Origin of the sequence: Streptomyces yunnanensis, from assembly GCF_029011865.1 — a bacterium.
GTDB classification, from domain to species: domain Bacteria; phylum Actinomycetota; class Actinomycetes; order Streptomycetales; family Streptomycetaceae; genus Streptomyces; species Streptomyces yunnanensis.
Genome location: NZ_CP095749.1, coordinates 3,732,805 through 3,758,086, shown reverse-complemented (window position 1 = coordinate 3,758,086; position 25,282 = coordinate 3,732,805). Strand labels below are relative to the sequence as shown.

Here is a 25,282-nt window from a genome sequence, read left to right as displayed (position 1 = left end):
GTGTCCCGGAACACCAGGAAGTGTTCCGGGACACCGCCGCGGGCGGTGCGGGTGGTCGCCCGGTCCTTCGCCGTGCCGCGGTTCACTCGGCCTTGCAGTACTGCCCTTCCTTGCCGATCGAGCGGTACATGCAGTCCGCGTTCTCCAGCAGTTGGAGCACCGCCTCGCGATTGCGCGCGGTCTCCCGCGGAATCACCGTGTCCTTGGGGTAGAAACCGCCCGCACCGGCCGACGTCGGATACATCTCGAAGGTGTAGGCGAAGATCTTCTGGTCGCCCCACAGCCAGTCGTCGATCGCCCCGTCGGTGATGTAGAGCTCGCTGGACTGCTCGGGGGTGTAGCCGTTGCTGGCGGCCATCTTCCTGCCGACCGCGGCGAAGGCGTCGTGGTCGTCCTGGGTCATGCCGGGTCCGGTCGGGTCGTCGGTGAACCCGAAGGGCCACATCACCAGTTCGCTGTAGGTGTGGAAGTCGATGGCGGCGGTGATCTGTTGCCGGCCGCCGACCACCCGACCGCGCACGAACTTGGCGACGACCTGCACCTCGGGCGAGGACGCCGCCGAGGGGCCGCGGTAGGTCTCGCTGGAGGGCGAACCGGACGAGCCGCCGCAGCAGCCCCATTTGAATTCCCAGTTGCGGTTGAGGTCGGTGCCCACGCTGCCCGAACCGGAGTTGGGCTGCCGGTTCTTGCGCCAGCTGCGGAACTGCCCGGAGGCGATGTCATAGGCGCCGCCGTCCGGATTCAGGTCCGGGATGATCCAGATCTCGCGGGAGTCCAGGAGTTTGGTGATGCGCGGGTCGGAGCCGTATTTCGAGGTGAGTTCCTTCAGGAGGTAAAGGGACATCTCCACCGTGAGGTGTTCCCGGGCGTGTTGGTGCGCGGTGAAGAGGACCTCGGGCTCCGCCTCGTCCTTGGCGGCGTTCCTGCTGAGTTTGAGGGCGACGATGTCCCGGCCCTCGTGCGACTTCCCGATGACGGTCTTGGTGAGGATGCTCGGATACGCGGCGACCAGGGCGTTGATCTCCTGGGTCGCCTGTTCGTAGGTGTGGTACTTGGTGTATCCGGGCGGGAAGCCCTTGACGCCGGGGGCGGCGGTGGCCGCGTAGGCCGGTGGGTCGGGCAGTCGCCTGACCGGGTGGCCGAGCGCGCGGACGAGGGCGAGTTGACCGCGGTCGGCGGTGACGACCGTGGCGCGGCCGTGCACCTCGTCGACGGAGGCGCCGGTGGCGGCGAGCGCGGAGCGGTCCGAGGGGGTGGCCAGGCCGGTCACCTCGTACTGGTGCGGACGTCCGGTGCCGTCCGCGGGGCCGGCCGGCGGGGTGCCCTGTGCCTGCGCGGCGAGCGGGGCGGCGAGGGCGAGGGCGAAGGCCGCGGCGAGGACGGTGGTCCGGGCGCCGCGTGGACGTGGTCGCATGCGGTCCTCCTGTGGGGGTGTGAGGCGAAGCGACACCACCAGTTTTGGGGCTTGGCATGAGCTGGTCAAGATGTGGTCAAGTCAAGGTGGTCGAGGGGGCGGTGTGGGGTAGAGGGAAAACGGCGCGCGGCGACGGCGAAGGGTCAACTTCCTCTCTCTTCCCGCAAATTCATTGCCGTGGAGCCGGGCTCGGCGAACAATGCGCGTGACAAATCCGGAGTGGCGGCGGGCAACCGACGCCGTGGACCTCCGGACACAGAGCTGAGAGGACCCCCACATGTATCGACCTCTCGTCGGCACCCTGGCCACCGCGGTCCTGGGCGCCGCCGCGTTGGTGACCGCCGCCGCCCCGGCGGGCGCGGCCCCGGTCGGCGCCGCCGCGCACCACAAGCCCAAGCCGCCGCGGACCCAGGCCGTCGACTTCGCGGGCACGGTGGCGCTGGACGACTGTTCCGGATCGATCGTCAAGATGCCCACCTCGCAGCCGAACGACCCGGCGCTGGTGATGACCAACGGCCACTGCCTGGAGAGCGGGATGCCCTCTCCGGGCCAGGTGATAGTCGACCAGCCCTCCAGCCGCAGCTTCACCGTCCTGGACAAGTCGGCCGGCGACCTGGGCTCGATCCAGGCCACCAAGGTCTCCTACGCGACCATGACCGACACCGACGTGACGCTCTACGAGACCGGCTCGACCTACGCGCAGATCGAGCAGAAGTACGGGATCAAGCCGCTGGAGCTGTCCACCGACCACCCCGCCAAGGGGGCCGGGATCACCGTCGTCTCCGGCTACTGGAAGAAGACCTACAGCTGCAGCATCGACGGGTTCGTGCCCACCCTCAAGGAGGGCGACTGGGCCTGGAAGGACTCCGTCCGCTACACCCCCGAGTGCAAGACGATCGGTGGCACCTCCGGTTCGCCGGTGATCGACAACTCCACCGGCAAGGTCACCGCCATCAACAACACGGGCAACGAGAACGGTGAGCGCTGCACCGAGAACAACCCGTGCGAGGTGGACGAGAACGGCAACGTCACCGTCCACAAGGGCATCAACTACGCCGAGGAGACCTACGGCATCCCCAAGTGCTTCGGCACCGGCAACAAGCTCGACCTGAACGCCGCGGGCTGCACCCTGCCCAAGCCGTCGGGCCTGCGCCGCTGACCGGGGACCGCCGCAGCGGAAGTTGTTGAGGAACCGGGTCCCGTGCACCGCGTGCACGGGACCCGGCCCTCTTTTTTGGGGGGTGGCGTCTTGAGGGGCGCCCTAGGGCAGTTGGTGGACGTGCCCGCCCACCTGGCGTGCGAAGGCGCCGCCGTTCGCGGCGTCCCAGTTCGTCGACCAGGCCATCGCGCCCCGCAGCCCCGGATACGTCCGGGACGGTTTGAACGAGCCGCAGTTGCTGCCCGCGGTCAGGCAGTCCAGCGCGGCGTTCACCACGGAAGGGGAGACGTAGCCGCCGCCCGCCGCGCGGGGCGAGGCCGGCACGCCGAGGCCGACCTGCGACGGGTCCAGCCCGCCCTCCAGCTGGGTGCAGGCCAGCGCGGTGAGGAAGTCCACCGAGCCCTGGGCGTAGACCTTGCCGTCGCAGCCGTTCATGGAACCGCTGTTGTAGAACTGCGTGTTGACGACGGTCAGGAAGTCCTTGATGGCCAGCGCCGTCTTGAAGTACTCGTTCTGCGGCGACAGCATGTCGATGGTCTGCGGGGCCATGGTCACCACGACGTCCGGGTGCTTGGCGTGGACGGCCTTCAGTGCCTGCGTCATATAGGTCGAGTTGAGGCCGTTCTCCAGGTCGATGTCGACGCCGTTGAAGCCGTACTCGTCCATCAGGCCGTTGATCGAGTCGGCGAAGTTCCGGGCGGAGGCGTCGTCGCCGACCGCCACCGAGCCCTTCTCGCCGCCGACCGAGAGGACCACCGACTTGCCGGCCGCCTGCTTGGCCTTGATGTCCGCCTTGAAGTCGGCCGCCGAACCGTAGCCGAGCGCCGGGTCGAGGGTGAAGGTGACGGCGCCCGGCTGACCGGTCGCCTCGGCGAAGGCCACCGCGATGATGTCGTAGGCGTCGTCCACGTCCTTCAACTTCTGTACGGTCGCGCCGTTGTCGAAGTTCTGCCAGTAGCCCGTGAGGGCGTGCTTCGGGACGGCCGCGGCGCCGGCCGCCGGGGCGGGCCGCCGCGCCGACGGGCCGGTCGCCCCGGCGGTGCCGGCGGGGCCGGCGGCGACCAGACCGCCGGACGCCAGCACGGCGGTGGCCAGCCCGGCCAGCAGCCGTCCGCGGTCGATCCGGGTCCGCTTCCTCGTTCCGATGCCGGCTCTTCCTCTGCGTGCGCGAGCCACGACTGCCTCCGTGTGGGGGGTGGTTGGGGAGTGGTGCCGTGTGCGTCCAGGGGCCCTGGGCTTGCCGTACAAGGTGGTCCAGACCAATAAACGGTGTCAAGGGTCCGGTCGGAAGAGGGTGTTCCGATGTGCGCCGCTCGGACCGCATGCGGAGTCGCCCCGGGGAACGACGGGCAAGACGAGTAGCCCAGAACGTGTTCTCCGGGACGTATCTCTGTGGATAAAGTGCTGAGCGTATGGCGCCGATGGCGCAGAGCTGTGCCGATCCGCGGTCCCGGGAACCCCGGAGGCCGGAAGGAGTGGGGGAGCGACGTGCCGACCGCGATTGCAGTCACCAGCCCGGACCTCGCGCTGCCCGCCCCCGAGCCCTCGGCCTGGCTCGGGCAGGGTGGGGGTCCCCCCAGCGGTAGTTGGGGGAGCACCCCCCTCGACCGGCAGACCCCCGCCGCGGTCGTCCTGCGCGCCCCGCACCAGCAACCGCTGGACGAGGCCCTGACGGAGACCAGCGCGGTCCTCGAACACCACGGCCACCTCGTCGTCCTGTACTCCGCTGCCTGCCCGCCGGAGCACGTCCGTCGGCTGCACACCCTGCGCGCCGTCCTGGAGAGCGACCGGATCGCGATCCTGCCCAGCGCCCTGCCGCCGCTCGGCGTCGCGGTACTCGCCCGCCAGCTGCGCCAGTTGTCGGTCTGCGGCTTCAGCCCCGGCGTACTGGCCTGCGCGGCCCGGCTGCTGGCGCACTACGTCCACGCCGGCGCCCTGCTGGGCAGCGTCACCGGGCTGGACCGGGTCGAGGTGGACCTGCGCTCCCACATGAAGTCCTGGCTGCCCGGCGCGCACTTCGCGGTGCTGGCCACCCCGCAGCCCCAACTCCTCCACGTCGACCGGCACGGCACCGACGCCGGACTCCGCCCGCCCGGCTTCGCCACCCGACTCGCCGTCGCCCGCGGCCAGCTCACCGCCGACTGGGTCACCTCCGCGCTCGCCCCGGCCTGGCAGGTGCAGGGCGTCTACGAGGCGCACCTGCCCACCGAGTCCGCCCGCTGGTGGGGCACCCAGAAGCTGATCGAATTCGCCGCCGCCATCCCCGACCCGGCGCTGCTCAGCCGCCTGGTGGCCTCCGTCCGGCGGGAGGAGTGCGGCTGGTGCGGCCAGGAAGTCATCGGCGACCGCTGCGCGTTCTGCGCCGCGCCACTGGCCCGCGACCGGGCGGGCGGCGGCTCCGCCGGGCGGGAACCCGCCGCCATAGCCGGGGCGCCGGCCGCGCTCGCGGCGACGGCGCCCGCCCCGGGTGCGCCCCCGCCCCCCGCGGCACCCGCCCCCGATCCGTCCGGCTGCTCAACGCTGCGGCAGCGCGGTCTGTCACCCGTGGCGCCCGCCGGCGTCCCCGGGGTGGTCGGCATCTCGGGAGTGCCGGGCCCGGACGGCGCGCCGCAGGTCCCCGGCCCGCCCCAGATCACCGGCGTACCGCCCGTCACGGGAGCGCCCCACGGCACGGGCGTCCGGTACGGCCCCGGCGTGCCCGGTGTCCGCGGCGGCCCCGGACACCTCGACGTCCGCGGCCCGGACGTCATGGCCGGCGCGGTCCAGCGGCCGACCGCCCCACCGCCCGGCCTGACCGGCGACCCGGACCACCCCGACCTCCGCACCCTCCCCGGCGGCGCGCGGAGGGTGGCCCACGTGCGCTGAACCTCCGAGGCCCCCTCCGCCGCGCCCGGCGCCCGGCCCCGCCGACCGGCGCCCGTCCCGTCCGTCACCCGCCCCGACCGATCCGCCCCCGTCCCGATCGAGGTCCCCCACCCATGAACTCACGCCAGCGCCGCGGAGTGATCCTGCTGCTCCTGTCCGTCCTGTGTGCGGTCGGCGCCTTCATCGGCGTGCTGTCGGTGATCCGGAACGTCGAGTCCAAGGTCGGGTCGGAGCGGACCGCCTATCGGCTCAAGTCGGATGTCGCGGCCTATAAATCCCTGGATCCCGGGCAGTTCGAAGAGGTGAGGATTCCGCAGCGGTGGCTGCCGCCCACCGCCGTGACCGACCTGGACAAGGTCAGCGGCAAGATCGCGGTGACCCCGCTGCGGAAGGGCTCGCTCCTCCAGGACGACATGATCGTCGATCGGCCGGCGCTCAAGCCCGGACAGCAGGAGATCGCCATCATGATCGACGCCGCCACCGGCGTGGCCGGCAAGATCGACCCAGGCTCCCGGGTGAACATCTACGCCACCTTCGACGGCCGCCGCCCCGAGGACAAGCCGGTCTCCAAGGTCATCGTCGCCGGCGCCCAGGTCATCGACGTGGGCAAGCTGACGCCCCTGGAGGCCAAGGACCCCGGCAACACCACCGCCACCGGCCGCCAGCCCGGCCAGGCCGTCCCGATCACCTTCGCGCTGGACACCGAGGACGCCCAACGCGTCGCCTACGCCGAGTCGTTCGCCACCCACGTGCGACTCGCCCTGCTCGCCCCCGGCACCCAGGCCACCATCCCGCCCGGCGAGCGCACCTACACCCTCGACGGCGACAAGTGACCTGGAGGCCCAGGTGACCATCCGCATCCTCCCGGCAGTCGGCGACCCCGACGCGGCCCGCGCCCTGGCCGCCCTCCTCGGCCAGCTGCCGGACGCCGAACCGGCGCCCGCCGTCGCCGACTCCACCGCGCTGCTCAACGCGCTGGCCGGGGCCGCCGGATCGCCCGTCGCGACGCAGCCCCCCGACGGCGGCGCGCCCGCCGGACCGGCCGCCGCCGTCCAGGCGCTCCCCGAGGTCGTCCTGGTCCACGAGCGGATCGGCCCGGTGCCCGCGCTGGAGCTGATCCGCGAGGTGGCGCTCCGCTTCCCGGCCGTCGGCGTCGTCCTGATCACCGCCGACGCCGGCCCCGCGCTGTTCTCCGCCGCGATGGACGCCGGCGCCCGGGGCATCGTCGGACTTCCCCTGGCGTACGACGAGTTGGCCGCCCGGGTGCAGGCCGCGGCCCAGTGGGCGGCCGGGGTGCGCGTCCACCTGGGGGGCAACCCGGACGCGCTGCCCGCGCCGACCGGCACCCTCGTCACCGTCACCGGCGCCAAGGGCGGTGTCGGCACCACCGTCACCGCGGTCCACCTGGCGCTCGCCGCACGGGCCGCCGGCCGCCGGGTCGCCCTGGTCGACCTCGACCTCCAATCCGGCGACATCGGCTCCTACCTCGACGTCCAGTTCCGCCGCTCGGTCGTGGACCTCGCCGGGATCCAGGACCTCTCCGCCCGGGTCCTCCAGGACGCGGTCCACGCCCACCACACCGGACTGGGACTGCTGCTGGCACCCGAGGAGGGCGAACGGGGCGAGGAGGTCGACGACCGTGCGGCCCGGCAGATCGTCACCGCCCTGCGCTCCCGCTACGACGTGGTCGTCGCGGACTGCGGCTCCCAGATGCAGTCCGCCAACGCCGCCGCCGTCGAACTCGCCGACGTGGCCCTGCTGGTGACCACCCCGGACGTGGTCTGCGTGCGGGCCGCCAAACGCCAGGTGCGGCTGTGGGACCGGCTCCGGATCCGCAAGGCCGAGGACACCACCACGGTCGTCAACCGCTTCACCCGCCACACCGAGATCCAGCCGTCGCTGGTCGCCAAGGCCACCGGCACCCAGGTCGCCCGGACCCCGGTGCCGGCGGCCTTCAAGGAGCTCCAGCCCTGCGTCGACGCGGGCCGCATGCAGGACCTCGACGCCCGCTCGACGGTCCGCGCGGCCCTGTGGGAGCTCGCCGGCGAACTGGGCCTGGCCGGCGCTCCGGCCGTCCGGCCCGGCCGCGGCGGCCACCGCACCCGCCCCATGCTCACCGGGCGCAAGCGCAAGGCGCTCACCACCGGGGCGGCTCCCGCGTCCGGGACGCTCCAGGGGCCGCCCCCAGGGGCCGCACCGGGCACCGGCACCGGCCCCGCCGGCCGGTTCGGCCCGTACGACCAGGCCGGCCCCTACGAGGAGGGCTGACCGATGCGGCGTCCCGCAGGGCCCGGCCGGGCGCCGGGCAGTCGCCACCGCGACCGCGGCCAGATCTCCGTCGAGTTCCTCGGACTCCTCCCGCTGATCCTCGTCGTGCTCGTCCTGCTCTGGCAGTTCGCGCTGGTCGGCTACACCTACGCGCTCGCCGCGCACGCCGCCGACCGGGGCGCGCGGGCCGCCACCGCACTCGACGGCGGCGGCGCCGGCGCCTGCCGCACCGTCGCCGCGCACCAGCTCCCGCGCGCCTGGCGGGGTGGTTCCCGCACCAGTTGCACCACCCAGCCGGGCCTGTGGAAGGCCACGGTCCAGATCGAGGTCCCGGTGCTCTTCCCCGGCGCCGGCGCCTTCCCCTGGACGGTCACCGGCACCGCCGGCGCCGCCAAGGAGGCAGCAGACCGATGACCCACCGGCCCCCCGCCGCCCGCTCCCGGACCCGCCGGCGCCCCCGCCCCCGCCCCCGCGACCGCGGCTCCGCCTCCCTGGAGTTCCTCGGCATCCTCCCGGTCCTGCTGATCGTCGCCCTCGCCACCGTCCAACTGGGCCTGGCCGCCTACGCCGTCCAGCAGGCCGGCACCGCCGCGCGCGCCGCGGCCCGCACCGCCGCGATGGACCGCGTCGACCAGGAGACCGACCCGCAGAGCGCCGGCCGGGCCGCGATCAGCGCCTGGGTCGCCCACCGCGCCACCATCTCCGTCGCCGGCTCCGGCGACACGGTCAGCGCCACCGCGACCGTGCGGATCCCCTCGATCGTCCCCGGCGCCGACTTCGGCTCCGCGCGCCGCAGCGCCACCATGCCCCGCCCCGAAGGAGCACCGTCGCGATGAGCCTGAAAGCCCGGATCGTCGCGCCCGAACCGGCCGGCGAGGCCCGCCAGGACGGCCACCTGGTCGCCGTCTACCGCGCCAAGCTGCTGGAGGAGATCGACCTCGCCGAGATGTCCTCGCTGTCCGCCGCCGAGCGCCGCTCCCGGCTGGAACGCGTCCTGGGGCACATCATCAGCCGCGAGGGCCCGGTCCTGTCCACCGCCGAACGCGGCCAGCTCATCCGCCGGGTGGTCGACGAGGCGCTCGGACTCGGGGTCCTCGAACCGCTCCTGGAGGACTCCTCGATCACCGAGATCATGGTCAACGGCCCGGACCAGGTCTACGTCGAACGGCACGGCCGGGTCGAGCCGGTACCCGTCCGCTTCGCCTCCCACGAACAGCTCATGCAGACCATCGAGCGGATCGTCTCCACCGTCAACCGCCGCGTGGACGAGTCCAATCCGATGGTCGACGCCCGCCTGCCCACCGGCGAGCGGGTCAACGTCATCATCCCGCCGCTGGCCCTCAACGGCGCCACCCTCACCATCCGCCGCTTCCCGCGCGCCTACACCCTCGCCGAGCTCATCGGCATCGGCACCCTCGACGAGCAGACGCTGATGCTGCTGGCCGGGCTGGTCCGCGCCAAGTTCAACGTCGTCGTCTCCGGGGCCACCGGCGCCGGCAAGACCACCCTCCTCAACGCCCTCTCCGGCCTGATCCCGGACGGCGAGCGGATCATCACCGTCGAGGACGCCGCCGAACTCCAGCTCCAGCAGAGCCACGTCATCCGGCTCGAATCCCGCCCGCCCAACGTCGAGGGCAAGGGCCGGATCACCATCCGCGACCTGGTCCGCAACTCGCTGCGGATGCGCCCCGACCGGATCATCGTCGGCGAGGTCCGCGGCGGCGAGACCCTCGACATGCTCCAGGCGATGTCCACCGGCCACGACGGCTCGCTGGCCACCGTCCACGCCAACAGCGCCGAGGACGCCCTGATGCGGCTCCAGACGCTGGCCGCCATGTCCGACGTCACCCTCCCCTTCGAGGCGCTGCGCGACCAGATCAACAGCGCCGTCGACTGCCTCGTCCAGCTCACCCGGCACGCCGACGGCTCCCGCCGGATCAGTGAGATCGCCCTGCTGGACTCGCGCGGCCACGAGGACTACCGGATCGTCACGGTCTGCCGCTTCGAGGCCGACCCGATGGGCGCCGACCGCGTGGTGAAAGGCGCCTTCCGCTACTTCCCGCTGCCCCGCCGGGTCGCCGAACGCCTCTTCATGGCGGGCGAGGCCGCCCCGCCCGCCTTCGGCGTGGCGGCCACCGACGACCAACTCGCCACCCGGAAGGCCACCTCATGACCGGCGGGAACGCCCTCGCCCTGCTCGCCCTCGGCGCCACCGTGCTCGCCGGCGCGCTCGCCGTCGCCGGCGTCCGCGTCTACGCCTCCGGGCGCGCCCAGCGCCAGGCCATCGTCGACCGGTTGGACGACGCGCGGGGGCTGCCGGTGGCCGACCGGCGCCGCCGCTTCCCGTCCGTCGACCGCACCCTGCGCACCACCCGGTTCGGCCGCCGACTGGAACTCCGGCTGGCCGCCACCGGACTGGAGCTCACCCCCGGCGAGTTCTTCGTCTACATGGTCGCCACGGTGGTCGGGCTGTGGGTGGCCGCGCAGGCCGTCCTCGCCCCGTTCTTCGGGCCGATCGCCGCGGTGATCGCGGTCTGGGCGGCGTTCGCCTTCCTCAACTGGCAGCGGCAGAAACGGATCGAGCGGTTCATCAACCAGCTCCCCGAACTCTCCCGGATCCTCGCCAACGCCACCCAGGCCGGCCTCGCCCTGCGCACCGCGCTGGCCATGGCGGCCGAGGAACTGGAGGCCCCGGCCGGCGAGGAGCTGGCGAAGGTCTCCGACAAGCTCGCCGTCGGCCACTCCATCGACGACGCCCTCGGGGAGCTGGCCGAACGCCTGCCCTCCCGCGAACTGGTCGTCCTGGTCACCACGTTGGTGCTCGCCAACCGCGCCGGCGGCACCGTCGTCGGCTCGCTGCGCAACCTCACCAAGACCCTGGAGGAGCGCAAGGAGACCCGTCGCGAGGTCCGCACCCAGCTCTCCCAGATCGTGGTCACCGCCTATGTCGTCCCGCTGCTCGGCATCGGCACCCTGCTGCTGATGAACCGCATCGCCCCGGGCGCCATCGACCGGATGACCTCGTCCTTCCTCGGCCAGCTCGCGGTCGTGGCGGCCTTCGTCCTCTACGGACTCGGCTTCTTCCTCATCCGCCGGCTCTCCAAGATCGACGTCTAGGGCCTGTCAGCTGCCGAAAGAAGGACTGATGGCAATCGGAATCCTGCTGGCCCTCGCGCTCGCCCTGTCGGTCGTCGGCATCTGCTGCGGGATCGCGCTCTACCGCCGCGAGGCCCGGCTGCCGCCCGACCTCGCGCTGTCCCTGGAGGTCGGCGCGACCCGGACCACCGCCGTCGGCTCGGCCGTGGACCGCACCGGCATGCGCTACGCCCCGCTCGTCCTGCGGCTGATGGGCGAGAAGCGGGTGGCGCGGGTCCGCCGCCGGATCGACCTGGCGGGCAACCCCGGCGGCCTCACCGTCGACCGCTACGCCGCCCGCCGCGCGGTCTACGGCGGCCTGGGGTTCTTCGGCGCGCTGGTGATGTTCCTCAAGGGCCAGCCGGTGCTGGGCGTCCTGATGGTGCTGTTCGGCCTGTTCTGGACGGAGGTGGGCATCTGGGCGGCCATCCGCCAGCGCAAGGACACCATCGAGCGCACGCTTCCGGACTTTCTCGATGTGCTGGCCGTCGTGGTGAGCGCCGGTCTGGGCTTCCGCCAGGCGCTGGACCGGGTCGCCGAGCGGTACGAGGGCCCCTGGGCCGACGAACTCCGCATCACGCTGCGCCAGATGGACATGGGCGTCAGCCGCCGCGCCGCCTTCGAGGAGCTGCGCAAACGCAACGACTCCGAGCAGGTCGCACAGTTCGTCACCGCCCTCCAACAGGGCGAGGAACTGGGCTCGCCGATCGTCGAGACGCTGATCCAGATCGCCAACGACATGCGCCGCACGGACGCCCAGAACGCCCGCCGGCGGGCCGCCCGCGCGGTCCCCAAGGCCACCATGGTCGTCACCACGTTCATGGTCCCGGCCACGATGATCCTGCTCATCGCCGGCTTCTTCCTGGGCTCCGGCACCGACTTCGGCTCCCTGATGGGCAAGTGACCATGACCCGCACCACACCCTCCGCCGCCCTCTCGGACGCACCCCCGGCGACCTGGCGCCGCTGGACCGCCCTCGGCGTCCCCGGCCTGGTCGCCCTCGGCACCGCCCTCGCCCTCCTCCAGGGCACCGCGTTCGCCCACGACACCTTCCACGACTGCCACTACTTCGGCCCGTCCTTGCGGATGCACATCGCCGCCTGGGCGGGGCTGGCCTGCGGACTCGCCGCGCCGATGCTGTACGTGGCGCTGTGCCGCGGTGCGGCCCGGCGCGGTTGGGACCACACCGCGACCCGCGCCTCCGGGCTCGCCCTGGCCGTCCTGATCCTGGGCGTACTCCCGTTGCTGCTGGAGGTGTTCGGGGTCTGGGTGCTCTACGCGCCCGACCCGTCCGGCGGCTACGACTGCTCGGGGCTGGCGGCACCGGGCCCGGCCGCCCTCCCGGCCGGATGAGACCGGTCCGGGGACCGCGTTCCCTCCAATCCCTTCGCAAGCGCAACGAGTTGTGCCACAGTGGTGGCGCCTGGCGGCCGCCCGCACCGCGATGCGGGCGGCGACCGGAGCGCATGGGCAGGGGGATTTCGGAGGGGGAGCGGGGGTGGCCGAGGTGACGCGCGATGGCCGAAACACGACGCCCCCTCCCTCGTTGGTGGTTTCGGACGAGGGGGAGGTTCGGAACCTCTGTTCCGGGAACGCCGTTCCGGCGTACTTTTCTCGTGTCATGAGCGCGGACGAGCGCACCACGGGGACACACCGGCCGGACCAGAGCGGGACGGCGGCCCATGGAGGGGAAGACGATGGCGAAGCGGATCGTGAGGAACGACCGGGGACAGACCTCGATCGAGTACCTCGGCATCATCGCGGTGGTCGTGGCGATCGTCCTGGTGCTGTCGACCACGGACTTCGGCAGTCAGATCGCCAACGCCATCGCCAACAAGATCTCCGACGTCGTCGGGATCTAGCTCCCGACACTCCGCCCGTGCCGGCCACCACCGTCACGCGCCGCCGCCGGCGCGACGCCGGGCAGACCCTGCCGATCTACCTCGTCGCGATCGGCGGCCTGCTCTTCCTCGCGCTCGCCTTCTTCGCCGTAGGCCAGGCGGCGGCCAGCCGCAACGGCGCGCAGACCGCCGCCGACGCCGCCGCGCTCGCCGCCGGCCAGAAGTACCGCGAGGACCTGCGCGAGGGCTTCCTCGCCGGATTCCGCGACGGCACCGGCGACCCGACGGCCTGGGAGGAACTCCTCGCCGGCCGCGGCGCCCCCTCCGACCCGGCCTGCACGAACGCCGGCTGGTACGCCGGACGCAACGGCGCCGCGGTCTCGTCCTGCACCCCGGACTCCTGGCCGACGTCCTTCGCCGTCACCGTGAAGTCCCGCCGCCCCGTGGGCGATTCGGTCATCCCGGGCACCGGGAGCGCCCACGCCGCCGCCGAGGCGAAGGCGGTCGTCGTCCCCCGCTGCACCTTCGCCGCCGACACCCCCTCGACCCGGCCCACCCCCGTCTCCACCCCCACCCCCACCCCCACTCCCGGCGGCGGCAAGGACCCCAGGCCCGCCCCCCGCACGCTCACCTGCGACGGCAAGGGCCTCACGCTCGACCCCGACCACCTCCAGGACTTCCCCACGGCCGCCGACCTGTTCTCCGTACGCCTGGCCCGGTGACCGCCGCCCACCCCGAGACCCGCCGCCCCGTGAGCCCCACCGACCTCCCGATCGCACTCACCGAAGGAACGGATCCATGAGCATTCGGCGCACCACGAAGGCCGCCAGGGGAGCGGTCGCCACGGCGAGCGCGGTCGGCCTGGCCCTCCTCGTGGCCGGCTGCGGTGGTGGCGACGACGACGGCGGCGCGCAGGCATCGGACCACAAGAAGCCGGCCGCCCACAGCGCCACCCCCGACGACGGCGGCGCCGGCTCCCCGGCGGCCGACGCCGACAAGGTCATCGGCGAGATGAAGGGCCCGGACGGCGTCGTGGTCACCCTGAGCTCCGCGGTCCGCGACGCCGGCGGCTTCGTCACCGTCGAGGGCACCGTCACCAACCACGGCACCCGCGCCTTCAACGCCATCGACTGGCGCTCCAACGAGACCGAGCTGAAGTCGCGTTCGTCCGTCTCGGGCGCCACTTTGGTCGACAAGACGGGCAAGAAGCGCTATCTCGTCCTCCGCGACACCAATGGCGAATGCCTGTGTACGACGGGCCTGAGCGGACTGCTGCCGGGCCAGAGCCGCCCGATCTTCGCGCAGTTCCCGGCCCCGCCCGCCAAGGTGACCGAGGTCGACTTCCAGCTGCCGACCCTGCCGCCGGCCACCATCAAGATCTCCGATTGAGCCGCCCGCCATGACCGCCTCCCGCACGGCCCTCACGGCCGCCGCCGCGCTCCTGCTGACCGTCGCCCTGACCGCCCCCGCCGCCCACGCCGACCCGCCGGGCGTCACCGAGGACACCACCGCCCCGGTCCGCATCGACCCCACCAACCCCAACCTGCGGATGGTCCAGGGCGCCACGCTCGCCCCGCCCAAGGTCCTCAACATCAAGTCCATCGTCGAGACCGACGACGGCTCCGAGCGCCGGCAGGACACCAACGACAACATCACCTTCGCGCTCCAGGCCGAGGTCCTGTTCGGCAAGGACAGTGCCGACCTGTCGACCGACGCGCTGGCCCGGATCAGCGCCATCGCCGACGAGGTCAGGAAGCAACACGCCACCCACCTGCGGGTCTTCGGCTTCACCGACAACCTCGGCTCCGCCGCGCACGGCCTGGTCCTGTCCAAGCAGCGCGCCAACGCCGTCCAGCAGGAACTCGCCGTCGACCTCGGCTCCGGGATCACCTTCGAGATCCGCGGCTACGGCGAGCAGTACCCGATCGCGGACAACAGCACCGAGGCCGGCCGCCGGAAGAACCGCCGCGTCGAGGTCAGCTTCCCGCGTGGCGGCTGACGGCCCCCGTATTGGACCGACTGATCCAATAACTGTTACCGTTGCCCCATGGCCCGACCCAGGAAGTTCGACGAGGTGCGGGCGGTCGACGCCGCGATGGAGGCGTTCTGGGCCGCCGGCTATGAAGCGACGTCCACCCAGGACCTGTGCGACGCCACCGGCCTGGGCCGCAGCAGCATCTACAACACCTTCAAGAGCAAGCACGACCTCTTCGAGCGTGCCCTGGCCCGCTACATGGAGTGCAAGAACGCCGAGCTCACCGAGTTCCTCGACGACGACACCCGCACCGCCCGCCAGAAGCTGCGCGGCGTCCTCCAGCGCATCATCGACGAGGAGTTCACCCGCCACCCCGACGGCCGCGGCTGTCTCGTCGTCAACACCGCCATCGAGGTCGCGTCCCACGACGCCCCGGTGGCCGCCACCCTGGAGCGGGACTACGGCGTGCGCCTGGAGATGGTCCGCGCCGTGATCGAGCGCGGTCAGCGCGACGGCGACATCGCCGCCGACAGGGACTCCCGCACTCTCGCCCACCTCCTCATCGCCGCGATCGGCGGCATTCGCGTCTCGGCCCGCGCCGGCGTCGACCGCGCCGCCCTGGAAGGCGTCGCCGACGCCACCCTCACGGCCTTCTAGCGCCGCCCCGCCCGAAGCCCTCCGACCGCCCTGCCACGGTCCCACCCCTGGCTGCCCCCTGCCCCTGCCTCTGCCTCTGCCTCTGCCTCTGCCTCTGCCCTGATTTTGTACTGATCCATCCAAAACAACCCCACACACCGAGAAGGACCCCATGCCCCTCGCCGTCCACCTCCTCGGCCTGGCGATCTTCGCCCAGGGCACCTCCGAGTTCATGCTCTCCGGCCTCCTCCCCGACATCGCCACCGACCTCGGCGTCTCCATCCCCGACGCCGGCCTGCTGGTCTCCGCCTTCGCCATCGGCATGGTCGTCGGCGCCCCGGTGCTCGCCGTCGCCACCCTCCGGGTCCCGCGCCGCACCGCACTCGTGGCCTTCCAACTGGTCTTCGTCGCGGGCCATGTGATCGGCGCGCTGGCACCCGCCTACGGCGTCCTGTTCGCCACCCGCATCCTCAGCGCCCTCGCCTACGCCGGCTTCTGGGCGGTCGCCGCCGCCACCGCGGCGAGCCTGGTGCCGGCGGAATCACGGGGCAGGGCGATGTCCGTGGTCGGCATGGGACTCACCCTCGCCACCGTCGTGGGTGTGCCCGCCGGCACCCTCCTCAGCCAACACGCCGGCTGGCGCGCGGCGTTCTGGGCGGTGGCGGCCCTGACCGTCCTCAGCACCCTCTCCCTCCTGACCGCCCTCCCCGCCACCCGCCGCACCACCCACATCCCCTCCATACGCCGCGAGTTGACCGGTCTGGCCCGCCCCCAGCTCTGGCTCTCCTTCCTCATCACCACCCTGACCTTCGGCGCCGGCGTGGTCACCTTCAGCTACCTCGCCCCACTCCTGACCGAGGTGACCGGACTCCCCGCGGGCTGGGTCCCCGCCGTCCTCTCGCTCTACGGCGTCGGCGGCCTGATCGGCATCACCGTCGGCGGCCGGTACGCCGACTCCGCACCGCTGCGCACCCTCACCCTCGGCGCCGCCCTCCTCACCCTCGCCTCCGCTGCCCTGGCCCTCGCCGCCGCCGACCTGCCCACCACCCTCGCCCTGGTCCTCCTCCTCGGCTTCACTGCCTACCTCGTCAACCCCGTCGTCCAGTCCCGGGTCTTCCACCTGGCCGCCGACGCCCCCACCCTGGTCCCCGCCGTGAACACCTCGGCCTTCAACGTCGGCATCACCCTCACCCCCATGCTCGGCGGAGCGACCATCGACGCCGGACTCGGCTACCCCTCCGTCGCCTGGGTCGGCGCCGCCACCGGCCTGCTCGGTCTCCTCGCCATCGCCTGGGCCGCCGCCCTCCAACGCCGCACCCGTACCGCGCCCGCACCGCTCCCTGTCCCACCGCGCACCCCGGCGAGCGTCACCACTGAGCGCTGACCCAACACCCCACGCACCAAGGGCGATCACCCCCGGGCGCCCCCGACCCGCACCCGCACCCGCACCCCCGGGCGCAACCCCCACCCGGCCATCGCCCCGGCCTCCGCCTCCACCACGTGCCGGGCCCGCAGCCGCGGCCGCCCCAACCGCCCCGGCCGCAGGGTGCACACGTCGACCACCACGAAGTCCCGGCTCAGATAGGCCACATCGATCGCGAACCGCATCCCGAACGTGTGCACCCCGCTCGCCGGCGTCAGCAGCAGCGCCCCCACGATCCCGTCCCGGCCCAACAACCCCCGGGTCCGGGCCCGGTAGGACGCCGCGACCTCCACCGCAACCTCGACGCCCGCGACCTCCAGAACGCCCCGCCCGTCCACCCAACTCCCCATGCCCGCCGTTGTACCAACCGCCGCGCTCTAGGGTCGAGCCCGTGTCCGTCACGCTGATCGCCCTCGCCGCCGCCTACGGAGCCGCCACCGGCCTCCTCATACCGCGGCCCGCGCACCGCCTCTCCGTGGACCCCGAAGAGGACTGGCGCGCGCACTGCCCGGACGGCCATCCGCTCACCGGCGCGGCCCGGGGCTGGCTGGGCCGCGGCCACTGCCCGCACTGCCGGGCACCGTACGGGCCGCCCGCGCCGCCGATCGCGACCGTCACCGCCCTCGCCTGCGCGGCGCTCGCCACGGCCACCGGAGCCCGCCCGGAACTCGCCGTCTGGCTGCTCATGACGCCCCTCGCGGTCCTCCTGACGCTCGTCGACCGCCGGGTGCAGCGCCTCCCCGACGTGCTGACCCTGCCCCTGGCCGGCACCGCGGCCACCGCCCTCGGCGCCGTCGGCTGGCTCACCGGCGACACCGGCAGCTGGCTGCGCGCCCTCCTCGGCGGCACGGCCCTGGCCGCCTTCTACCTGCTCCTCCACCTCCTCAACCCCGCCGGCCTCGGCCGCGGCGACGTCAAGCTGGCGCTCGGCCTGGGCGTCGCCCTTGGGTGGTACGGCTGGCCCACCCTGCTCACCGGCGGCGCGGCCGGCCTCCTGATCGGCGCGCTCTTCGCGGCCGGCCTCCTCCTGGCCCGCCGCACGGACCGCAAGGCCACCCTCCCGCTCGGCCCCTTCATGATCATCGGAGCCTTCTGCGGCCTCCTCCTGGGCGCCGCGGCATCCCCCTGACCCCACCCCGAGCCACGCCGACCACCCCGCGATGCACGAAGCACCCCTCCCGCGGGGTTATGGTGGAAGCCCCCCCTCGGGCCGGTCCGTATCCCCCCCACGGACCGGCCCGCTTTTCGTTGCACTTGGCTGGCCTCCCACGTAGCCGGCGTTTCCGCCGTGTCCGCCTGACGGCGGTTGTTGCGTTGTCCGCTGCGCGGGGCGGGTCCGCTGCGCGGGGCTGTTGGGTGCGGTGACGGGCCTGCGGGGGTGGTGTGCAGGACTGCTGCGCTTTACGTCCTGCACACCACCCCCTCCGGCCCGTCCCCTCCCGTTGAGGGGTGGGAAAGACAGGTGCGTCCAGCCTCACGCCGGTGGTCCGGTGACGGTCACCACTCCACAACGAAGCCGCAGGGGCCCACCGGCATGCGCCCCGACTCACCGTTTTCATGACCACCAACGGGAGGGGACGGGTCTGCGGGGCAGGGGTTGTCCGGACGTAAAGCGCAGCAGTCCGGACAACCCCTGCCCCGCAGACCCGGCACCGCACCCGAACAGCCCCGCGCAGCGGATTCGCACCGCGGCCGACCAGCCCCGCGCAGCGGATTCGCACCGCGGCCGAACAGCCCCGCGCAGCGGATTCGCACCGCGGCGGACAACGCGACAACCCGCCGTCAGGCGGCACGGCGGGGACGCCGGCTACGTGGGAGGCACCCTCAACGGCGGGCCCAGATGTTCACGCCCTCCGTCGTCTCGGCGAGCGTGTCGATCTCGGCCAGCTCCGCCTCGGTGATCGCGGGGGCGTCGAGCGCCGCGACATTGGCCTCCAGCTGGGCGACGCTGCTGGCGCCGATCAGTGCGGAGGTCATGCGCTGGTCCCGCAGGACCCAGTTCAGCGCGAGCTGGGCCAGCGACTGGCCGCGGCGGGTCGCGATCTCGTTGAGTCCGCGGAGGCGCCGGACGACCTCGTCGGTGAGGAGGTTCGGGTCCAGGGACTTGCCCTGCGAGGCGCGCGAGCCCTCGGGAACGCCGTTCAGGTACTTGTCGGTGAGCATGCCCTGGGCCAGCGGCGCGAAGGCGATGCAGCCCATGCCCGCGTCGTCCAGGGCGTCCAGCAGCCCGTCGTCCTCGATCCAGCGGTTGATCATGGAGTACGAGGGCTGGTGGATCAGCGGGCGCACGCCCATCTCGCGCAGGATCCGGACCGCCTCGCGGGTCTGTTCCGCGTTGTAGGAGGAGACCCCGACGTACAGCGCCTTGCCCTGCTGGACGGCGGACGCCAGCGCGCCCATCGTCTCCTCCAGCGGGGTTTCCGGGTCGAAGCGGTGCGAGTAGAAGATATCGACGTAATCGACGCCCATCCGCTTGAGCGAGGCATCCAGCGACGAGAGCAGATATTTCCGGGAGCCCCATTCGCCGTAGGGGCCGGGGTGCATCAGATATCCGGCTTTCGTCGAGAGAACGAGCTCGTCGCGGTAGCCGCGGAAGTCCTGCGCGAAGATCTTGCCGAAGTTCAGCTCGGCGGACCCTGGCGGCGGTCCGTAGTTGTTGGCCAGGTCGAAGTGGGTGATGCCCAGGTCGAAGGCGCGACGCAGAATCGCCCGCTGGGAGCTCAGGGTGCGATCGTCCCCGAAGTTGTGCCAGAGTCCGAGAGAGATAGCGGGGAGTTTGAGGCCGCTGCGGCCGGTGCGCCGGTACTCCATGGAGGCATAGCGTGAATCCGCGGCGCGGTAGTCAGTGCCAGTGGTCATGGTCCTCTCCCTATCACGGACTTGTGACATACCTGATTGGGCTGTTGAGACAGCCGAGAAGTAAAGTTGCCCCTTTAGGCGACGGGGCGATGGCCATCGGTACGGAGGGGCTGGACCACACATGCTGCGATCTTCCGGGATGCGCATCCCGTATCCGCCTGCACTGCGCGACCTCGTCTACCGGCTGTACGCCCGCAGGGTGGAGGGCCGTCTGGACCACACCCAGGTGCCCAAGCACATCGGCGTCATCCTGGACGGCAACCGGCGCTGGGCGCGGGCCGACGGGTTGTCGGCCGAGCAGGGCCACCTGGCGGGTGCGGCCAAGATCGACGAGCTGCTGGGGTGGTGCGCGGAGACCGATGTGGAGGTCGTCACGCTCTGGCTGCTCTCGACGGACAACCTCGACCGGCCGGCGGCCGAGCTGACCCCGCTGCTGGGGATCATCGAGAACACCGTGCGCAACCTGGCCGCGGACGGCCGCTGGCGGGTCCATCACGTCGGCAACCGCGACCTGCTGCCCGACGCGACCCAGCAGGTGCTCAAGCGGGCCGAGCAGGACACCCTCGACAACAAGGGCGTCCTGGTCAACGTCGCGGTCGGCTACGGCGGCCGGCAGGAGATCGCGGACGCGGTGCGCTCGCTGCTGCTGGAGCACGCCGAGCGCGGCACGACCTTCGAGGAACTGGCCGAGATCGTCGACATCGACCTGATCTCGGAGCACCTCTACACCCGGGGCCAGCCGGATCCGGACCTGGTGATCCGCACCAGCGGTGAGCAGCGACTGTCCGGCTTCATGCTCTGGCAGAGCGCCCACTCGGAGTACTACTTCTGCGAGGTCTTCTGGCCGGCGTTCCGGAAGGTCGACTTCCTGCGGGCCCTGCGCGACTACGCGGCCCGGCACCGACGCCTCGGGCTCTAGCCCGCAACGTTCCCGGCTGCCGGGCGGTGCCCGGCAGTCCCTCCGGGCGGACGACGGGACTTCGGGGACAGGATCGGGGCCCCGCTTCGCTCGCGGGGTCGGATTCCGGTCACGTTGCCCGGTGTGATTCGGCCGTCTTCCGGGGGTGGGCCCGGGCGGCGGGGCGCCGTGTGCGCCCCGACGGCGCCCGGGCACATGTCCCCGATGGCGCGTCTTCCGCGCTCTGACGATGCCTCTCCTGACGCCCCCTCCGGCGCCCCTCCTTCGGGGCGCCTCCGGTGCCGCGTCCCTGTTCGGAGGGTGCTTCGCCCGTCTTTCCGCCGGTCAGCGGGCACCTGTAACCAAAGGTTCATCGAGCGTGCGTCATATGCCGTGGCATGGGCGCGGGGGTTGAAGGGAATATCCCTGGCAGGTCGGTGCCCGGAACAAACAAGCCATCGGGTGCCGGATCTCAGCGGGCGGCATGGGGCCGCCCGCCCGGGAGGCCCTTTGCGCATCACGGACGATCGTGCGTACCGCACGGACGACGCGGAGGGCCGGCGTTCGGCCCGCGCAGCGCGGTCAGAACCCGGTCCTGTCCCCGGCGACGTCGTCGCACCCCGACCTCATCCGAGGGGGTTCGTCCACCCGTGGTGAACAGCAAGAAGCGCCGTGAGAGCGACCGGCGCACCTATGTACTCGACACCAGCGTCCTGTTGGCGGATCCGTCCGCCATGTCCCGCTTCGACGAGCACGAGGTGGTGTTGCCGGTCGTCGTGGTCACGGAGTTGGAGGCCAAGCGGCACCATCCCGAACTGGGCTACTTCGCGCGGCAGGCGCTGCGCCGGCTGGACGAGTACCGCGTGCAATACGGGCGACTGGACGCCCCCATCCCCATCGGGGAACTCGGCGGGACGCTCCGGGTCGAACTGAACCACTCCGACCCGGGACTGCTGCCCGCCGCCTTCCTGAACGGTCCCAGCAGGTTCGGCGACAACGACTCGCGGATCCTCGCGGTCGCCCGCAACCTCCAGGCCGAGGGGTTCGACGTCACCGTCGTCTCCAAGGACCTGCCGATGCGCATCAAGGCGTCCTCGGTGGGTCTGCTGGCCGAGGAGTACCGCGCGGAGCTGGCGATCACCGACTCCGGCTGGACCGGCATGGCCGAACTCGCCCTCTCCGCCGAGCAGGTGGACGACCTGTTCGCGGCCGAGACCGCGCACGTTCCGGGCGCGGAGGAATTCCCGGTGCACACCGGGCTGGTCCTGCTGTCCGAGCGCGGCAAGGCGCTGGGCCGGGTCACCCCGGAGGGCGCGGTCCGGCTGGTGCGCGGCGACCGGGAGGCGTTCGGGATCCACGGCCGCAGTGCCGAGCAGCGGATCGCGCTGGACCTGCTGCTCGATCCGGAGCTCGGCATCGTGTCGCTGGGCGGCCGGGCCGGTACGGGCAAGTCGGCGCTGGCGCTGTGCGCCGGGCTGGAGGCGGTGCTGGAGCGCCGGCAGCACAGCAAGGTGATGGTCTTCCGGCCGCTGTACGCGGTCGGCGGGCAGGAGCTGGGCTATCTGCCGGGCACCGAGGCGGAGAAGATGAGCCCCTGGGCGCAGGCCGTCTTCGACACGCTGTCCGCGGTGACCACCAAGGACGTCATCGAGGAGGTGGTCGCCCGCGGGATGCTGGAGGTGCTGCCGCTGACCCACATCCGCGGCCGATCGCTGCACGACGCGTTCGTGATCGTGGACGAGGCCCAGTCGCTTGAGCGGAACGTCCTGTTGACCGTTCTGTCCCGCATCGGGGCCAATTCCCGGGTCGTACTGACTCATGACGTCGCCCAGCGCGACAACCTCCGGGTCGGGCGGTACGACGGAGTGGTGGCCGTCGTCGAGAAACTGAAGGGGCATCCACTCTTCGCGCACGTCACGCTCAATCGTTCGGAGCGTTCGCCGATCGCCGCACTGGTGACCGAAATGCTGGAGGACGGCAGGATCTGACCCGTTGTGGAACGGCGCGCCGCCCGGCGAAGCGAAGGAGCTTAGCCGGGCGGCGCTCGTGTGCGCTCGGATATCCGGAAATCCCGAGAGGCAAACGAGGTGTGAGCTTTCACACCCGATGGGGAATTGCTTCCCGGTAGCCCGTTCGGGCAGAGTCTGGGTCCTGTCAGGCCCCGCATACGGCCCAGACGCACCCTCGAGGTGTATGGACGACCCGAACTTCATAGCGAGTTGCCGTATGCCGCCCAAGCACCACGCGGACCCCCGAGGGGGACGTACCGGGTCAGTGCCTCCCGTGACCAGCCGACGCCACCGCTCAACAGGCGCCGGAACAAGGGGAGGCCAGCGCCAGGGGCACGATTGCGTCCGCGAGGTCACCTAAGCGGGCGATGCTGGAAGGAAAGCGTGTGAGCCGGATCTCGGTCCGGGGATTCGCAGTGGCCTCTGCCACCGCGGTCACCACCGTCGGCGCCGTCGTCGGCGTTGCGTCGGGCAGCCAGGCATCGGTCGGCAACACCGAGGCCACCGCGGCCGACGCGACGATCGCCGACATCCCCGCGGGCCAACAGGCCCAGGTGCAGACGGCGTCGTTGACGCAGCAGGCGGACTCGGCGTCCACCCAGGCGGACACGGCGGCCCTGAAGTCCGCACAGGAGTCGGCCCGCAAGGCAGCTGCGGAGACCGCGCAGAGCAAGAAGGACGCCGCGGACAAGGCGAAGGCGGAGAAGGACGCCAAGGAGCGTGAGAAGGCGCAGGTCGCCTCCCGCTCGGCCGTCCGCGACGCCAGCGACTTCGTCGCCAAGGCTTCCTACTCCATCGCCGAGACCCAGGCGATGGCGCGCCAGATGATCGCGTCCGACCAGTTCCAGTGCTTCAGCAACATAGTGGAGCGCGAGTCCGGCTGGAACTACCGCGCCACCAACGCCTCTTCGGGCGCCTACGGCCTGGTCCAGGCGCTGCCCGGCTCGAAGATGTCCTCCGCGGGCTCCGACTGGCAGACCAACCCGGCCACCCAGATCAAGTGGGGCCTGAACTACATGAACAGCCGGTACGGCAGCCCCTGCGGTGCCTGGTCGTTCTGGCAGGCGAACAGCTGGTACTAGGCCGCCTGGCAGCTTCACCACGCTCCGAAACCCCCGAACGCGACGCGTCGGGGGTTTCGCGCATCCGGCACAGGTAACGTCGTTACGTCAGTTGTGCCGTAAGGGCGGGGAAGAGGAAGCGACATGTCCAGATTGCCTCAGTGGGTCGGCGGCCTAGGCGCCGGTCTGACGCGGCTCTCGCAGCGGTTGGAGGAGCAGCGCCGCCGTGCCGAGGCCACCGAGGCTGCCGGCGACACGGATGCGCCGGTGCCGGCCGGCCGCGCCAACGGCCTGGACGGGTACGCCCTGCGGGTCCCGACCAAGAGCCTCGCCGCGGAGGGCGGGCCCGACGGGCGCACCGTGCCGGCCGTGTGGGGGCCGGCCGCGATGACCGCCGCCGATGCCGTGGCCACTGTGGACGGTGCGCAGGAGCGGGCGGCGAGCGCGCCGGCGGAGCCCGAGGAGCCCGAGGAGCCGGCGGAGCCGGTCCAGGCCCCCGCCGCCGCCCGGTCGCCCGAGTCGGTCCCCGCGCCGCCGACCTATGCGCCGGCCGTCGCGGCCCGCCCGGATCCGGTGGCCGCGGTGCCCTGGGGCGTCCGGGTCGCGGCCGAGGCCGGCTGGCGGCTGCTGGTGCTGGCCGGGACGGTGTGGGTGCTGGCGAAGGTGATCACCACCATCTCGCTGGTGGTGCTGTCCTTCATCGCGGCGCTGCTGATCACGGCGCTGCTCCAGCCCACCGTGGCGTGGCTGCGGCAGCGCAACGTGCCGCGCGGGCCGGCCACCGCGCTGACCTTCATCGCCGGCTTCGTGGTGATGGGCCTGGTCGGCTGGTTCGTCGTATGGCAGGTCCAGGGCAACATCGACTCGGTGTCCAGCCGCATCCAGGAGGGCATCACCGAGCTGAAGGGCTGGCTGCTCAAGAGTCCGTTCCATGTGACCGAGGGCCAGATCAACCACATCGCCAAGAACCTCCAGGACGCGGTCGGAGCCAACACCGAGGCGATAACGTCGGCCGGGCTGGAGGGCGTCACGGTCGTCCTGGAGCTGTTCACCGGCATCGTGCTGGCGATGTTCACCACGCTGTTCCTGCTCTACGACGGCCGGCGTATCTGGGAGTGGTTCCTCAAGCTCGTCCCGGCCGCGGCCCGGGAGGGGGTGGCGGGCGCCGGACCGCGCGCCTGGCGGACGCTGACCGCCTATATCCGCGGCACGGTCCTGGTCGCCCTGATCGACGCCACCTTCATCGGCATCGGGCTCTACTTCCTCGACGTGCCGCTGGCCGTCCCGCTCGCCGTCTTCGTCTTCCTCTTCGCGTTCATCCCGCTGGTCGGCGCGGTGGTCTCAGGCGCGCTGGCGTGCGTGGTCGCGCTGGTCGCGGGGCACGACGGCGTCTTCACGGCGCTGCTGGTGCTGGCGGTGGTGTTGGCGGTGAACCAGATCGAGAGCCATGTGCTCCAGCCGTTCATCCTGGGCCGGGCGGTCCGGGTGCACCCGCTGGCGGTGATCCTCTCGGTCGCCGCGGGCAGTCTGATCGGCGGCATCGGCGGCGCGGTGGTGGCGGTGCCCCTGGTGGCCGTGACCAATACCGTCGTCGGCTACCTCCGCTCGTACTCCCGGGAGCAGGCGCTGCGGATGACGGTGCCGCCGCGCGGCGCGACCGCGCTCGCGGTGGCACCGACCCCGCCGCCGCGGCACTCCGAGCAGCCGGCGGACGAGTAACGGCCGGCGGTCCCCCCCCG

At 72.2% G+C, this 25,282-nt stretch carries 25 protein-coding genes; 21 read left to right on the top strand and 4 right to left on the bottom strand.

Annotated elements, in window-relative coordinates; genetic code table 11:
* Positions 1-82: 82 nt before the first annotated feature.
* Entirely contained in the window at positions 83-1,414 is a 1,332-nt protein-coding gene (locus tag MOV08_RS16255; protein ID WP_275307852.1) for a M14 family metallopeptidase, read from the bottom strand.
* A gap of 277 nt (positions 1,415-1,691) precedes the next feature.
* Between MOV08_RS16255 and MOV08_RS16250 the strand changes: the two genes are divergently transcribed.
* Positions 1,692-2,573 (top strand): S1 family peptidase, encoded by an 882-nt coding sequence (locus tag MOV08_RS16250; RefSeq protein ID WP_275307851.1) that lies wholly within the window; start codon positions 1,692-1,694, stop codon positions 2,571-2,573.
* Between the two features lie 102 nt (positions 2,574-2,675).
* Here MOV08_RS16250 and MOV08_RS16245 read toward each other — a convergent pair whose 3' ends face one another.
* Positions 2,676-3,749 (bottom strand): chitinase, encoded by a 1,074-nt coding sequence (locus tag MOV08_RS16245; protein ID WP_420834166.1) that lies wholly within the window; start codon positions 3,747-3,749, stop codon positions 2,676-2,678.
* Between the two features lie 312 nt (positions 3,750-4,061).
* Here MOV08_RS16245 and MOV08_RS16240 point away from each other — a divergent pair, with 312 nt between their 5' ends.
* From MOV08_RS16240 to MOV08_RS16170, 15 genes are all read left to right on the top strand, one after another.
* Entirely contained in the window at positions 4,062-5,438 is a 1,377-nt protein-coding gene (locus tag MOV08_RS16240) for a hypothetical protein (protein WP_275307850.1), read from the top strand.
* Between the two features lie 113 nt (positions 5,439-5,551).
* The gene (gene cpaB / locus MOV08_RS16235) at positions 5,552-6,271 is read left to right on the top strand and encodes a Flp pilus assembly protein CpaB (protein WP_039633237.1); all 720 of its coding nucleotides are present in this window, start codon (positions 5,552-5,554) and stop codon (positions 6,269-6,271) included.
* Positions 6,272-6,284: 13 nt separating this feature from the next.
* Positions 6,285-7,706 (top strand): CpaE/TadZ family protein, encoded by a 1,422-nt coding sequence (locus MOV08_RS16230; protein ID WP_275307849.1) that lies wholly within the window; start codon positions 6,285-6,287, stop codon positions 7,704-7,706.
* A 3-nt stretch (positions 7,707-7,709) separates the two neighbouring features.
* Positions 7,710-8,120, top strand: coding sequence for a TadE/TadG family type IV pilus assembly protein (locus MOV08_RS16225; protein ID WP_275307848.1), 411 nt, complete (start codon positions 7,710-7,712; stop codon positions 8,118-8,120).
* Positions 8,117-8,542 carry a TadE family protein gene (locus tag MOV08_RS16220; protein ID WP_275307847.1) on the top strand — a complete coding sequence of 142 codons (426 nt, stop codon included), beginning with the start codon at positions 8,117-8,119 and terminating at the stop codon, positions 8,540-8,542. Before MOV08_RS16225 ends, MOV08_RS16220 begins: the two co-directional genes overlap by 4 nt.
* Positions 8,539-9,879: a TadA family conjugal transfer-associated ATPase gene (locus MOV08_RS16215; protein WP_039633229.1), complete on the top strand. Its 1,341-nt coding sequence runs from the start codon at positions 8,539-8,541 to the stop codon at positions 9,877-9,879. Before MOV08_RS16220 ends, MOV08_RS16215 begins: the two co-directional genes overlap by 4 nt.
* Positions 9,876-10,823: a type II secretion system F family protein gene (locus MOV08_RS16210; protein ID WP_275307846.1), complete on the top strand. Its 948-nt coding sequence runs from the start codon at positions 9,876-9,878 to the stop codon at positions 10,821-10,823. The genes MOV08_RS16215 and MOV08_RS16210 overlap by 4 nt, the downstream gene beginning before the upstream one ends.
* Positions 10,824-10,851: 28 nt before the next feature.
* Positions 10,852-11,745, top strand: coding sequence for a DUF5936 domain-containing protein (locus MOV08_RS16205; protein ID WP_039633226.1), 894 nt, complete (start codon positions 10,852-10,854; stop codon positions 11,743-11,745).
* Between the two features lie 2 nt (positions 11,746-11,747).
* Complete coding sequence (locus tag MOV08_RS16200) at positions 11,748-12,194, top strand: hypothetical protein (protein ID WP_039633223.1); 447 nt, start codon at positions 11,748-11,750, stop codon at positions 12,192-12,194.
* Positions 12,195-12,538: 344 nt separating this feature from the next.
* The gene (locus tag MOV08_RS16195; RefSeq protein ID WP_016573405.1) at positions 12,539-12,703 is read left to right on the top strand and encodes a hypothetical protein; all 165 of its coding nucleotides are present in this window, start codon (positions 12,539-12,541) and stop codon (positions 12,701-12,703) included.
* A gap of 17 nt (positions 12,704-12,720) precedes the next feature.
* The gene (locus tag MOV08_RS16190) at positions 12,721-13,404 is read left to right on the top strand and encodes a pilus assembly protein TadG-related protein (RefSeq protein ID WP_275307845.1); all 684 of its coding nucleotides are present in this window, start codon (positions 12,721-12,723) and stop codon (positions 13,402-13,404) included.
* 76 nt (positions 13,405-13,480) lie between these two features.
* A complete protein-coding gene (locus MOV08_RS16185; RefSeq protein WP_039633217.1) occupies positions 13,481-14,071 on the top strand; it encodes a hypothetical protein in 591 nt (196 codons plus the stop codon).
* Positions 14,072-14,081: 10 nt separating this feature from the next.
* Positions 14,082-14,681 carry an OmpA family protein gene (locus MOV08_RS16180; RefSeq protein WP_275307844.1) on the top strand — a complete coding sequence of 200 codons (600 nt, stop codon included), beginning with the start codon at positions 14,082-14,084 and terminating at the stop codon, positions 14,679-14,681.
* 48 nt (positions 14,682-14,729) lie between these two features.
* Positions 14,730-15,314, top strand: coding sequence for a TetR/AcrR family transcriptional regulator (locus tag MOV08_RS16175; protein ID WP_275307843.1), 585 nt, complete (start codon positions 14,730-14,732; stop codon positions 15,312-15,314).
* Positions 15,315-15,465: 151 nt separating this feature from the next.
* Positions 15,466-16,677 carry a Cmx/CmrA family chloramphenicol efflux MFS transporter gene (locus MOV08_RS16170; RefSeq protein WP_275307842.1) on the top strand — a complete coding sequence of 404 codons (1,212 nt, stop codon included), beginning with the start codon at positions 15,466-15,468 and terminating at the stop codon, positions 16,675-16,677.
* 26 nt (positions 16,678-16,703) lie between these two features.
* On the opposite strand, the gene MOV08_RS16165 is transcribed toward MOV08_RS16170, so the two are convergent.
* A complete protein-coding gene (locus tag MOV08_RS16165) occupies positions 16,704-17,066 on the bottom strand; it encodes a DUF192 domain-containing protein (protein WP_275307841.1) in 363 nt (120 codons plus the stop codon).
* Between the two features lie 41 nt (positions 17,067-17,107).
* Between MOV08_RS16165 and MOV08_RS16160 the strand changes: the two genes are divergently transcribed.
* Positions 17,108-17,845, top strand: coding sequence for a prepilin peptidase (locus MOV08_RS16160; protein WP_275307840.1), 738 nt, complete (start codon positions 17,108-17,110; stop codon positions 17,843-17,845).
* Positions 17,846-18,540: 695 nt separating this feature from the next.
* Here the strand turns inward: MOV08_RS16160 and mgrA are convergent.
* Complete coding sequence (gene mgrA / locus MOV08_RS16155; RefSeq protein ID WP_275307839.1) at positions 18,541-19,575, bottom strand: L-glyceraldehyde 3-phosphate reductase; 1,035 nt, start codon at positions 19,573-19,575, stop codon at positions 18,541-18,543.
* Between the two features lie 139 nt (positions 19,576-19,714).
* On the opposite strand from mgrA, the gene MOV08_RS16150 reads away from it, so the two are divergent.
* The 4 genes from MOV08_RS16150 to MOV08_RS16135 all read left to right on the top strand — a co-directional run bounded on the left by MOV08_RS16150 (position 19,715) and on the right by MOV08_RS16135 (position 25,262).
* Positions 19,715-20,494 carry an isoprenyl transferase gene (locus tag MOV08_RS16150; RefSeq protein ID WP_205370613.1) on the top strand — a complete coding sequence of 260 codons (780 nt, stop codon included), beginning with the start codon at positions 19,715-19,717 and terminating at the stop codon, positions 20,492-20,494.
* A gap of 629 nt (positions 20,495-21,123) precedes the next feature.
* The gene (locus MOV08_RS16145) at positions 21,124-22,461 is read left to right on the top strand and encodes a PhoH family protein (protein ID WP_073443685.1); all 1,338 of its coding nucleotides are present in this window, start codon (positions 21,124-21,126) and stop codon (positions 22,459-22,461) included.
* Between the two features lie 407 nt (positions 22,462-22,868).
* The gene (locus tag MOV08_RS16140; RefSeq protein WP_039633198.1) at positions 22,869-23,564 is read left to right on the top strand and encodes an aggregation-promoting factor C-terminal-like domain-containing protein; all 696 of its coding nucleotides are present in this window, start codon (positions 22,869-22,871) and stop codon (positions 23,562-23,564) included.
* A 123-nt stretch (positions 23,565-23,687) separates the two neighbouring features.
* The gene (locus tag MOV08_RS16135; RefSeq protein WP_275307838.1) at positions 23,688-25,262 is read left to right on the top strand and encodes an AI-2E family transporter; all 1,575 of its coding nucleotides are present in this window, start codon (positions 23,688-23,690) and stop codon (positions 25,260-25,262) included.
* Positions 25,263-25,282: the final 20 nt, after the last annotated feature.